Genomic DNA, 13,393 nt, shown 5'->3' with positions numbered 1-13,393 from the left:
GTCGATACCAATATTTTACCAAAGAATAGGGTGTTTTTTGTGTTTACTTAATATTTTTTTCAATCAAAAGCCAAGTATGGCAAGGAGTTATGAGTATTTTTTTACTCCGAAACTTGAGTTACTAATGATAATAGCTAATTAATGATCAAGTTTTACTTTTAATTGCTGTTATTCTCTTCTAGTTCCTCTTGATTTTCCTGGTCTGATTCAGAATTATCATCTTTATTTAATTTAAAGTTAATTTCAGCAAGAAGCTTAATAATTTCAGCAAATCCAATAGTCAAGGTACCTGTTACTGCAGCAACCCCAACCCACGTAAAGAATGTTATCCAATTCATCTCCCCATAGGAGTAATAACTTTGTTCGTAACCAGTTGCATAGCCAATAATAATTCCTGCGATTATTTCTAATACACCTATAACACGTATCGTGACAGCTACACCATTCTCTCTTGGCATATCATTGCCTCCCATCCCATTATAAAAAATATTTTTTATGAAAATATTTAATGAATAATTACAAACCCGCCTTTCTTTTTACTTTAGATCATTCAATTACTAATTGTTTCCGGATGCTTGATTATTCTAAAATGAATGTCTTCGCTATTTTTCTTTTCGAAACTCTTAGTAATTGTATCCCCTTCATATAGGGTATATTTTATATTATAATGAGAATTTCTAATGCTCCTAACTCCTTTATATCCCACTACGTTCAGATATAACTTTCTAGTTGTTTAGCAATTGCATTTGCTCGACCAATCTTTATATCCCACTACGTTCAGATATAACTCATTCTAAAACCATCGCGATTACCGTTTATTGTTACTTTATATCCCACTACGTTCAGATATAACCTAATGCGGCTATCACACGGGCGAAGCTTGGTACAGCTTTATATCCCACTACGTTCAGATATAACGTTCAAAAGGGCTCCATTTGGGGTCCTTTTATTTTTCTTTATATCCCACTACGTTCAGATATAACTTTTCAATGGATTTCACCACCTTTATACATTTGATATCTTTATATCCCACTACGTTCAGATATAACGGTTCTGTGCGTGGTAAAAATAGCGATACGGGCTATCTTTATATCCCACTACGTTCAGATATAACTTTTTGATCTCACCGCGATATCGTGCGTATTTAATCTTTATATCCCACTACGTTCAGATATAACAATACATAGAGTGTTAAAGTGTAATACTCATTTATATCTTTATATCCCACTACGTTCAGATATAACAAGCACGGCCTTATCGCAGACATGGGCGCCGAAAATCTTTATATCCCACTACGTTCAGATATAACAACAATGTCATATTTTTGATTTCGATCATTCCACTCCCTTTATATCCCACTACGTTCAGATATAACTTGGGGACAAATCTTTTAGTTCTTTTGCTTCTTTTTCCTTTATATCCCACTACGTTCAGATATAACATATAAACGTATGAGCGAGTGGCGAATGCAATCGTACTTTATATCCCACTACGTTCAGATATAACGGGTTAGGGTTACGTATCGTTCCCCATTCGTTTAAACTTTATATCCCACTACGTTCAGATATAACGTTAAATTGCTTTTTAACGCCTGTCCACATGTCCTCTTTATATCCCACTACGTTCAGATATAACAGGCAAGCACGGCTTTAGAAGATGCAAAAAACGCTCCTTTATATCCCACTACGTTCAGATATAACTCCGTGTTGATACGCTTTATAGAATGCATTTCGCACTTTATATCCCACTACGTTCAGATATAACTTCCAGTAAAAGTCTAGGTCCGTTTCAAAGTCTCCTTAGCTTTATATCCCACTACGTTCAGATATAACTTCATCAAAAGCCCCTTGTGCCTGTTCTATGGCTTCGTCTTTATATCCCACTACGTTCAGATATAACACCAGCCTGCTTTTTACCGTCCCCGAAACCCTTTAAATCTTTATATCCCACTACGTTCAGATATAACGGACATTTTCATCAATCTCACCGATACGAAACTGACTTTATATCCCACTACGTTCAGATATAACACTTGGCCACCTGTGATTGAATCTCGGCTTTCTTTCTTTATATCCCACTACGTTCAGATATAACAACCAACGCTTTAAAGGATTTTTCGTGTATCAAACCTTTATATCCCACTACGTTCAGATATAACGTCGATTTAAGTTATGTTACCAGCGGTGCAAATTGCTTTATATCCCACTACGTTCAGATATAACAAGTGGGTGGCGCAGTGGGCTTCTAAGTGTACGTATAACTTTATATCCCACTACGTTCAGATATAACTAGATACCCCCCGGGTCAAAACTTTCTCCTAATCCTCTTTATATCCCACTACGTTCAGATATAACGGAACCCGAGGATCTCTCCGACGCTGCTCTTTACAACTTTATATCCCACTACGTTCAGATATAACGTTGACGAGTTAGACGATCCGAAAGTAGCTGAACAACTTTATATCCCACTACGTTCAGATATAACGAAGGAGATTAAATTTCGCGGAAAACGAATCGACAACTTTATATCCCACTACGTTCAGATATAACTCGAAGCGCTCGTGGACATTGCCCGAAAAGTTTTTAAACTTTATATCCCACTACGTTCAGATATAACGACAAGGGAGCGACATTTGCCACTATCCTCAATACGTCTTTATATCCCACTACGTTCAGATATAACATGATGTCGGCTGGTATATATGGGACGGGAAACGACTTTATATCCCACTACGTTCAGATATAACACCTCCACCCCTACAGCTTTTAACGCGGCAAGACATACTTTATATCCCACTACGTTCAGATATAACTTACTGCTTCGGTAGTATGGAGATACACTTTTTTGGCTTTATATCCCACTACGTTCAGATATAACCGTTTTGCAAGTGTCCCTTTCTTCACCAAAGCAAAAGACTTTATATCCCACTACGTTCAGATATAACAAGAGAAAAAGAAGAGTGGTTTTAAAAGTGAAGATGCCTTTATATCCCACTACGTTCAGATATAACCCAACGGAATCGGATTTGGTAGGCCTGTTACAGCTCACTTTATATCCCACTACGTTCAGATATAACATTATCTGCTGACAGCCGGGTCCATTGAATGGCGAATGACTTTATATCCCACTACGTTCAGATATAACTTAAGAAAATTCGTTGAAATTCAAAACGGCATTATCTTTATATCCCACTACGTTCAGATATAACTGCGGAGCAGGAGCCGATTGATTACGAGAAATTAGCTTTATATCCCACTACGTTCAGATATAACGCGATGTATTTTCGTAGAATGCGTTTCATTTTTAGTCTTTATATCCCACTACGTTCAGATATAACTTTCTTCCTTCGCTTGCTCCGAAACTTCCTCCGATTTCTTTATATCCCACTACGTTCAGATATAACGGGCATCCAGCACTGCTTTTGTGTAATTATCGGTGTCCTTTATATCCCACTACGTTCAGATATAACCCTCATTCCGATGTCTGTTATTTGATAATCTTTTCCTCTTTATATCCCACTACGTTCAGATATAACTAACGAGTTTGTCAACGCACTTTTTAATGGTCTTAGCTTTATATCCCACTACGTTCAGATATAACCGAATCTGGCCCACTGGCCGATTGTGATGACTAGTCTTTATATCCCACTACGTTCAGATATAACGCTGATAAAAAACCAAACTCTTTAGATATTCAAGAGTTCTTTATATCCCACTACGTTCAGATATAACTTTCCCGCATTCCGTTACCTCCCATTGTGTGATACAACTTTATATCCCACTACGTTCAGATATAACTCCAAACTTGTTTTAAATCCTTGTAATCGAGATTGCTTTATATCCCACTACGTTCAGATATAACATTCAGCTAACCTATCAGCAATTTCCTTCTCACGAGCTTTATATCCCACTACGTTCAGATATAACCAGGAGTAATAGACCGACGATGTATACCCATTTTATTGTTCTTTATATCCCACTACGTTCAGATATAACATTTCTCCCACTCCCTATTAATTTCTCGAAACATTCACTTTATATCCCACTACGTTCAGATATAACGACAGCATGGAAATGTATGCCCTGAATACATTCTTGCTTTATATCCCAATACGTTCAGATATAACCCTGATTTTAAAGTATGAGAAAGATGTATCCAAATTCTTTATATCCCACTACGTTCAGATATAACGAGGATTTAAAGAGACAAACCTTATCTGGCGTCTATCTTTATATCCCACTACGTTCAGATATAACATACACCTTCGATAAAACTAGGATCATAATTTACGACTTTATATCCCACTACGTTCAGATATAACGTCGACTACAGTGAAGCACAAGACCTAAAAATCCACTTTATATCCCACTACGTTCAGATATAACTAACACAAATTCCAATTATATGTGGATGATGCTTTATATCCCACTACGTTCAGATATAACCCTAAAAAAGTCGCCCAAAAACCCTTTTAAATCAACGTTTTAAAGCTTAACCATAAATTTTTTTGCAGTAAACCTCCAATGCAAATTTTACCTATTCAAAAACTTGCCTCACAACACTTATTATAACAGCTTTCATTCAACAATTTCCACAAAACCGGGTTCACTGCAATTGAAGTATGCATCACAAAAACATCTCATCAAATGACTTCTCTATACCATAGGTCGTTTTTTGCATATGGTTGGGATTTTTGACTTCATAAACATAGATCGAGTCGACATTTACATCGATTATCATTTCCAATTCATGAAGACATTGCATCAATAAAGTCTTAGTTATTTTCCCTTCAAACACAGAATTCTGTGACCAAGTTAAATATTCTTTAAGTTTTTTGCACACTTTGCCAACACGTTTAACGCTAACATCATACGTAATGATGACAAACATAATTACCACCAAGCCTTTAACGGTTTATATTGTTGGTCACCAATGAAATGTTTTATCAGCTTGTAGCACTCCAACCTAATAAAATACCTGTATGAAACATTACGTTTCAATTTCCGATGTCTGATAGTCGTTTCCAGTTTTTCCGTCCATTCTTTGATAAACTTTTTCCGACCCGACTCATTGAGCATAACCATCTTTTCCATATATTCAAAATCAGATGTTTTAATCTGCTTCCGGTTCAACAAAGCGAAAATAACCGGGTCAACCATTAACGGTTTGAAAATTTCCGCAATATCCAAACTCAAGGAAAAGCGTTTCGTCGACGGTTCATGCAAAAAGCTTACTTTAGGGTCAACTTGCGTCTTATATATTTCCGTTAAAACCGTTGTATAGCACATACTATTACCAAATGAAATCAGTGCATTTAATGGATCTCTTGGCGGCCGCTTAGTGCGCTCATCGAACGCAAACTCTTCGGGCAGAAAATAATTAAAAGCAGAGTAATACAGTTGCCTGATGGTTCCTTCAACCCCCATGATTTCCGGAATACGATGGACATTCTCCAACAGTTTAATATTGGCTTGAATACGATCAGTAATCGTTTCAACTTCATGATATTTTTTATAGTTTCTCAAATTACGCAGCATGTGAAAGACACCGCTATAGATAAATTGTTTAGCCAAGTACTCTCGTTTATCTTTTTCAATATAATGTCTGCTTTGGTTAACAACCGTAAACCCGGAAATATTCTTCGAGCGAGGATAATAGGTCCCATTATAAAATCCATAATAATTATAAAAATGAACGCGCACATCATTTTGTGTAAGCAGATTCAAAAAGTTCGTATTGAAATCAACCTGGCCAAAAACATGTATATTTTCCATTTGATGAATAGGTAACGACTTCTTGTTCTCTTCTTCATCAATAAAATAAAATGTATTATTTTTTCTTTTCATTCTACCATTCTTAAAAATATAATAGTCTTTGTTCATTCAATCGTCACCCTCTTCTGCATAACAAAAATCGTAATATGCGCATTTCGTACAAATAGCGGCATTAATTACTTTCGGCGGGTGAGGTTGCTCCACAATTTCATAGATTCGATCAATTATTTTGTCCAGTTCCCGCTGATCATCTTCCATCAAAATTACTTCTTCCGTTTTCCTTTCTTTCGTATAACTAATCAACCCTTTTTTGCTTAGCCCACGTTTTTTCAACTCATACAAATAGAATAGAAGCTGCCAGCGATCTGCTTTGGTCATTCTACTGGTTACCTTTACTTCCCTGACGAACTCACCATCGATAGCATCAATTTTAATATTGTCTACGGCAAGTTCTTTTTTGTCGGCGTTTTTGTAAGAACGCTCATGCAGCAATTTTCCCGCTTGTACACGTTCATGTCCTTCCTCCAATTGAATGTTCTTGGAAAATAACCAAAGTTTGCGATGACAGACGAAGTAGTACTGAATGTGCACGCCACTTACCATCTCCATTTACCGACACCTCCTATAGAAAATTCATAGAAACCTCGAATGTATCCTTAGCTGCCAGTCCCATCCCACTTAAACTTTCACAATCAAAGTCATAATCAATATCCAACACCTCAACGTAAGGCAATACATTATATTTCCGTCCGTCTTTCCCTGCCTGATAAAAATCAACTGGAGATCGCAAACCTTTGTATTTATAAGTTGGAACAGAAACGGTATAGCCTTGTATTTCCATGCGTATTTTTGTCCGCTCATTCGAATCCTTTTCCTTCTCCAATTTTTCAAGCAAATTAATGATTTGGTCATATATAGCTCTCGGTATTACGTCACTCGATTGAATGCCACGCAATATTTTTTGAGCTTCATCGTTGGTATATTGATAATCCTCCAGATTATCAAGTTTATGCACAGCGTTCTTGAAATCCTCGTAAAACTTGGTGTCCACCAACTCAGCTCTTGAATAGATCCTTTTCACCAAATTCACCTTATCCACTTCGCTAATTGACTGGTAATCAAATGGACACAAATATTTTTCGGTCAAATTCAAAATATCTTCATCATATACGTGTTTCCTACCTGAGACATCCTTTGTGTATATGAATACATTCGGATCGTCATGATCCAATTCCCTTTTCCGATAGCAGCGCCCGAAACGTTGCAACAAACTATCAATCGTAGAAAGCTCAGTAAACAGAACATCAAAGTCAATATCAATCGATGCTTCTACCAATTGAGTAGTAACCCAGATTCCATTTTCATCGGATTCTGCGAATCTTTTTATTTCCGTTTCCAATAAAGCACGATCGCGTTGAATAAACCTAGAATGAAGCAAATGGACATTTTCCCCATCCAATTGTTTGAAAATCTCTATTGCCCGATCTACAGTATTGACAATGACTAACACCTTATGGTTGTCAGCCATCGTTGATATTCTGTCAACTGCCTGAACAATTTTTTGATCTTCAATGCTAATTTTGTGTCTAATAAAGGATTCATCGACGAATTCCCGATATTCGCAGCCATCATCCAATATTTTTCTGTCCTTTAATTCATCGAGATATATTTGTGGCAATGTGGCTGTCATAATCATGAATTTACCACCAATACGGTGAATCATTTCAATCGCTTTCAGCAAAACTGCAACAATCCATGGATTATAAGCCTGGATTTCATCAATCACTACCTTGGAATATGCCATAGTAGCAAAAAATTTCTCATACCCCTTGAATTTAAATGGAAATTTTAAGATTTGATCAACCGTTGTAAATAATAATTTGCTGGCAAAGTGTTTCGACTGGTCATTAATAACTTCCCAATTTTCATCCCCATTTTGATCCAAGTGGGACGCACTAGAACCGTGAAGCAGCCCAACGGTTGAATACTCCATTTCATTATTTACGCGATTATACAAAGCGTTTAGTGAAACTCTAATTGGCAGCGTAAAAAATGTTTTATCTTTGCCTGCCCATAATAATGACGCCTCCGTTTTCCCCATTCCTGTTTGTGCCACGATGATCAGGTTTTTATCTTGATGTTGATAGGTGAATTCTTGAAGGGCTCTTAGAGGCTTTTTAATTTTTTGTTCGATATATTTTTTTGTCAGCTGTGCAATGTCTACTTTTTGGTCAACCTCGATTGGTACATGTGCAGATGCAGCATGATCCAGTCTGTGCAACAATCCTTTGATTAATATATAAAGACAATAAATATCTTTACCGTCTTTGATTTCCGTGATGCGGTCTTGTGATTTTAAAGGGTTCGTAATCTTAAAGGTTTTTTGATCTTTATCAGGAACTTCAACCCTCATGTCCTCTTCTATCTTTTTGAAATGATCTATCAATTCCTCTTTATGTACATCCGATAAAAGGGAAACATCGGGCTGGGTATTCCTCTCATGGTGGTACGCTATCGCTTGAATGAGTACTCTTCTTTCATCTTTTGTAAGATCCCATTTGGCAACTGGCAAGAAGAATGGGGATAGGTAATTATGGGGTATATGACCGTATTTAGACGGTTCGATCACTTCCCCGGTATTTAGGGCTTGATGCACTTTACTTTGAAAGTCATTATTTACCTTGCCCAAGTCGTGGTATTGTGCTGCCTTATACAATAAATCCCATATTCTTTCATCTGGAATTTGTTCAAAATAGGCACTTTTTAATACGCCATGTCTATCTAGTAAATTTTGTGTATGCTGCTTTAGTGTTTCCATTTCAGGTCTTGTTTTAGCGATAATCAGAGTTATTTCCTCCTTGTTAGAAAACCAATGAGAAATCTCACTGGTTTTCACTTTTATTTATTCCAGAATACTGGATATTCATTTTCATCAATTCGGAAGGTCGAGTCAAAATATTCCTCATTGATATTCTCATGTTTAGACAAATAAATAGCAGGTATCTTTTCCCATTCCCGAAAGCCCTTTTTTATTTTGTATGTCCAGTTAAGCAAATAAGGTATGCCATGTCCGTTTTCCGCAAATTGACTTTTCGGTATATAAATCGCATGCTTGGTCTCACATTCATCTGTTTCTTCCAATGCCACATATTTCACTTCATCAATCCGTAACAAATCCTCATGACGACCTAATGCAACAAAAGAATCCAGTTGCTCAAATCCCTTATATATTTCTTCCAATACTTGATCTTCAGCCTTGATATGAAAGACTAGCTGAACGTTATACAGCATATGTGTATAAAGTGGCATGGACGACATGACACTGGTTGGGTAGGTTGGCATTGCACCAGCAATTCCATCGAGCACAATTGGCATGGCAAATTCATGCTTTTTAACAAAATAGTTTTTCCTGTAATCAATGATTTGACTTTCATAATCTCCCTGTATCGATAAAGAAAACGGAACCAGTCTATCGGCGTTCAATACTGCATGTACCATCCCTTTGACTGTTGAGTACGGTGGGAGCGGATACGTCTCAGTTACCTTGTTGGCAAAGGGTTTTTTATAACATGCGGTTTCCTGGAATGCCTTGATTCTCAAAACTTTCATATAGAAACACCGTAATATTGATCTACTTGTCCAGCCAGATTTTGATAAAATGCATCAACTGTTCCCGCCTTTGCAATACTGGCAAATGCTTCTTCATTTTCAAAAATGCCTCGTACATACCCGATTTGTGTACTGTCCTTAACCGAAACATTGAATACAGAGGAATTCACAGTGTCTTCCAGTGAGCTAATATTCAATCTATCTTTTCCATCCAATGAGATACGCCCTTGGAAGAATGGATTTGGTATTGGGTAGGCTCCACCAATTACAAACAACGGGGAAAGATTTTCCTGCCTGCCTCGGATTTCACGGTTTAAAAACTTGGTGACTTCCAAAAATTGTTTAACCCGGTTCACCTTTTCCTCTGTATCCAGTTCGATCCCTTCATCGACCCCAACGCGCGATAAATCAATTGTAACAGTATAGGCATAATAGCTAATATGTTGTTCGACGGTTGCCAAATTGGCATCCTCATTAATCCTCTTTGCCAGTCCCATATTGTTCAAAAATTCAAGATCGCTCTTGTATGGTTCAAGAGATATTGCATGGCTTAAGCGAACAACTGCCGATCGCTTAGCCGCACCTGTTTTTGCTTTGGTTTTCATGTAGCCAAATAAATCCATCTCAACAGAGTCTTCAATCGTGCACTTTTCCTTAAATTGAATCACCCGCTGTTCTTTATCCACCACATCCAGATTCCAGTCAAAAAATTGATTGCCAAGGCGCACCATGTCATAGCGAAGACTTTGCCTGGACGCAAAGGAGTATACTCCGCCATCCGCCCGATGGAATTTTTTCAATTCGGAAATATTTGCAGTGCCTTCTCCGTAATTCAGTGAATTTGCCCGAAATACAACAGTGAATGTAATTGCTTTATTATTAACCATTTACAGCCTCTCCTTCTTCATTTGGTTTGGAAATCAATCCGGCTATCCACGCATTTGCGACTGTCTCAAAGTCCATTTTACTTTCATGAAGCACCTCCAACAGCAATGATGGCATTTCCAATTCATTAGAAATATAGGTCCTCATCACAGTGTCCATGAATGTGTTCTTGTTTCCAGCTTGTACAGCGTTCAGCAATCGATATGCAATTCCTTGTGCCTTTTTCAGACCAATTTTACTTCGAACAGCCTCGCCACTTTTGTATAGCACCCAGACATATTTCTGTTGTTTTTGCGAATCCATATCAAATTTTCCCTCCTTCTTATAAAATTGGTCATAATTTCTTAATATCGTCATAAATACTACTTCCAACGACGAATAGCTTTGTTTGATCTTTTCCCTTAAAACGGTGAAAATCAATTGCTTGGTGTCTATATTTTTAATCAAACTTTTGATAAATGTTATTCTGTTTGTGTAATGAAGATACCCAAACAATTTCCCATGATTCTGGAATAATTTAATCAAACCGGGTGTCAAAATCATATAGTCCAACAATGTTTTTTTTGCCTGGTAGTCGGATTCATATTCCAGTATTAAATAATGTTTGGCAAGCCAGTTCGCCCGTAACTCCTGTTCACTGACCAAATCGAAAATCACTTCATCAAAGGACTTGTCCTGATCAGTTTCTGTGTTATAGTGTTCATTAGCCTGATAGATTTGATCAAAAGAACCATCAAACTGCACGAACACTGATTTCCTGTTCGAAATAGTAGCTCCTGCCGGTGCGCAAAAGAGTAGCAACTTCGCCAGTGCGCTTATCGGAAAAAAGCTTTTTCCATTGCTGTCCCACGTGCTGTTCAGAGAATTCCCCAGGCTTACTGCCAGCGGAGAAAACACACTTTCCTCCAAGGAAAAAAGCCCCAGCGGGAAATCTGTAAAACTACATTTAAGAACTTCTTCATCTATGTATTGTTTCATCTCTTGGGTGGTTTTTTTCTTAAATGTTGTTTTAAATGCTAACAGAGGATGTTTTTTATTGGTTTCTTCTAATAATTGCAAGCATTCATCTTGCTTTCTTTCATCAATCAGGCTTAATAAATCCCACTCATCCAAAACTGGCTTGATGTAATCATACGAAAATAAGGCTTTCTGTTCATCAACAGTAAGTGAATTTTTGGAGACGTTTAGAAAGCTTGGTTGACCGAAATATGGTGTGAAGTATACAGCTTTAAACGTGTTGCATGTCAATTTTTCATCGATTTCTTTGGTATGAACACCTTTTATAATTTTTTCCAACCAGCCATCCATTTCTTCTTTATATTCTTTTTCACCCCTGTATCGTTCAACACAATCCAAAATCTCCATACCGGTGCTATTGTTTTTGAAATATTTCCCCACTTTTGACTCAATATCTTTCAGTCTTGCATTCAACTCTTTTTTATACTTCTTTTCTCCCTTTTTCCATTTACTATGCCAACTTCTCAGACGCCTCTCATGGCCCTTGGCAACACTGTATTTTTTAAGAAAAAAAGAAAAAAATGCCTCGGGCAATACTTTTAGATGATCCCTAGTCACTACAATACCATCAATCGTTGTCTCAACATTGACATTATAATGATTCAGGATTCTCTTAAAACCAACCATACCTTGCGTAAGGGCCCAATCCCCCATTGATACCTTCATTTGATCCATTTATCCCACCTCCTCAACGACATCCAAAAGCCCAAGACCAAGCGAACGCCTCATACTGACACCTGCATCGTACAGACATTGAAGGTCTTCCGGATCTCCTTGTAACTGCAACAACCCCTTATTGGCGGTCAGATAAAGCGCACTGCTTTGCTTCTGATGAAGGTTTTCCTTCATGATTTGTTTCGTCATCATGGTTTGCGTAACTTTAATCGGCTGTTTTGGCTCTCTCCCGAAGACTTCTGTGATAATTAGGTGAGCGACATATTGAAACTCCCTCTTAAACTCATCGTCCGTAGCCAAAACAGGCTTTCCATCTTTGGTTTCAATTAATATGGGTGATAGCGTCTTGAATATAATATTTCTTTCCGAAATCCTGACATCGGGTAATAGTCTTTTCTTTTTCAGTGTGACTTCTGCACCCTTAATAAAATAGGTTCTCTCTTTTTGTGCTCCATTCACCAGAAACATGATAAATTCATAGTGCGGACTTGAGATATTCAAGTGCAGTTCCGTTCCGCGTATTACCTCACCCTCGATAGCGAGATTTGGAATAAAGGTTGAATAGGAAAACGGCTTCATTTTCCTTTTAGCTTTGGAGAACAGACTATCATAGTAATCCTCAGAACCATTTCGAATCATTTCTTTAATGATCGATAGCGTACCCAATCTGTAAGCTACCGGGATTTTCGTCATTTCAAATACCAGTTGTACTCTCACCAGCTTTTCACCTCCCAATTAAATTATTTTATGAATCGCCTAAACATTAGAATAATTTTGCCCATTTGTCAAGGATTTTTACAAAAAATAAAAAAGTTGTATCGCTAGCACGCTAGCAAGCTATCAACCTAGCAACACAACTTTTCCCACTCAGTTCAAATATAAGTTACTTATTCTCAATAGAATAAATTAATTTTTATATCCTTCAACCATTCAGATATGCTTTTAACAATACTATAAATTTAAACCTTTAAACAGGGAGTTGAGTTGCATTATTTATTACCTAAAACTCAAATGTATAACCTGAGTCTTAGCCATAAAGGTGGAATATAAAAGTCCCGACGGTTTCTCCTACCGCGAAGATAAAAAAAGTGGCCGACATCTTTGTTTTGTAATGAAGAAAAAGTGAGCTTTCATCACAAATGGCAAAGCCCAAGGCTTTGCCATTTGTCATCATGCTATCTTTGCTCTCCTTCTGTTTGCTGGGCATTAAATGTCCAGGTCAGATCTAATGAATCTCCTTGAAATTGATTTTGATCTTTATCATTATCGATAAAATTAAATTTCACAACGAGGTCGTTCATTTCTCCTGTAGGGAGGCCTTTTTTATCGAAAATCGGTTCGAAAACCTTTTCATTTATAACCTCTGGTTTCATGTCTTTTAGCTTAGCTAAAGTTGTTTTGTAAATGACTTCATCAAGCTTGTCCGCATTGTA

General features: G+C 37.3%; 10 protein-coding genes and 1 CRISPR repeat array. All 10 genes read right to left on the bottom strand.

Translation table 11 applies throughout. From position 1 onward, the window contains the following. Positions 1-158: 158 nt before the first annotated feature. On the bottom strand, positions 159-458 hold the full coding sequence (locus MUB24_RS22085) for a hypothetical protein (RefSeq protein ID WP_244707734.1): 300 nt from the start codon (positions 456-458) through the stop codon (positions 159-161). Positions 459-693: 235 nt separating this feature from the next. After that, a CRISPR array of direct repeats spans positions 694-4,445; the repeat unit is 29 nt; unit sequence CTTTATATCCCACTACGTTCAGATATAAC. Positions 4,446-4,626: 181 nt separating this feature from the next. Further along, positions 4,627-4,890, bottom strand: coding sequence for a CRISPR-associated endonuclease Cas2 (gene cas2 / locus MUB24_RS22080; protein ID WP_244707732.1), 264 nt, complete (start codon positions 4,888-4,890; stop codon positions 4,627-4,629). A 2-nt stretch (positions 4,891-4,892) separates the two neighbouring features. Then, positions 4,893-5,882 (bottom strand): type I-B CRISPR-associated endonuclease Cas1b, encoded by a 990-nt coding sequence (cas1b, locus tag MUB24_RS22075; RefSeq protein ID WP_244707729.1) that lies wholly within the window; start codon positions 5,880-5,882, stop codon positions 4,893-4,895. After that, complete coding sequence (cas4, locus tag MUB24_RS22070) at positions 5,883-6,383, bottom strand: CRISPR-associated protein Cas4 (RefSeq protein ID WP_313898489.1); 501 nt, start codon at positions 6,381-6,383, stop codon at positions 5,883-5,885. 13 nt (positions 6,384-6,396) lie between these two features. Continuing rightward, entirely contained in the window at positions 6,397-8,670 is a 2,274-nt protein-coding gene (cas3, locus tag MUB24_RS22065) for a CRISPR-associated helicase Cas3' (RefSeq protein WP_244707727.1), read from the bottom strand. 2 nt (positions 8,671-8,672) lie between these two features. After that, positions 8,673-9,383, bottom strand: a complete 711-nt coding sequence (cas5b, locus tag MUB24_RS22060; protein ID WP_244707725.1) for a type I-B CRISPR-associated protein Cas5b — start codon at positions 9,381-9,383, stop codon at positions 8,673-8,675. Then, positions 9,380-10,270, bottom strand: a complete 891-nt coding sequence (cas7i, locus tag MUB24_RS22055) for a type I-B CRISPR-associated protein Cas7/Cst2/DevR (protein WP_244707723.1) — start codon at positions 10,268-10,270, stop codon at positions 9,380-9,382. Before cas7i ends, cas5b begins: the two co-directional genes overlap by 4 nt. Further along, positions 10,263-11,960 (bottom strand): hypothetical protein, encoded by a 1,698-nt coding sequence (locus tag MUB24_RS22050; protein ID WP_244707721.1) that lies wholly within the window; start codon positions 11,958-11,960, stop codon positions 10,263-10,265. Before MUB24_RS22050 ends, cas7i begins: the two co-directional genes overlap by 8 nt. Beyond that, positions 11,961-12,677 (bottom strand): CRISPR-associated endoribonuclease Cas6, encoded by a 717-nt coding sequence (gene cas6, locus MUB24_RS22045; protein ID WP_244707719.1) that lies wholly within the window; start codon positions 12,675-12,677, stop codon positions 11,961-11,963. It lies immediately after the preceding gene. Between the two features lie 458 nt (positions 12,678-13,135). Continuing rightward, the coding region (locus MUB24_RS22040) for a CalY family protein (protein ID WP_244707717.1) at positions 13,136-13,393 on the bottom strand (258 nt) is incomplete at its 5' end.

The sequence above is a fragment of the Lederbergia sp. NSJ-179 genome (assembly GCF_022867885.1).
Taxonomy (GTDB): Bacteria; Bacillota; Bacilli; order Bacillales; family Bacillaceae_C; genus Lederbergia.
Note: the sequence above shows the minus strand (reverse complement) of the source record. Positions and strands in the feature narration are given on the sequence as shown.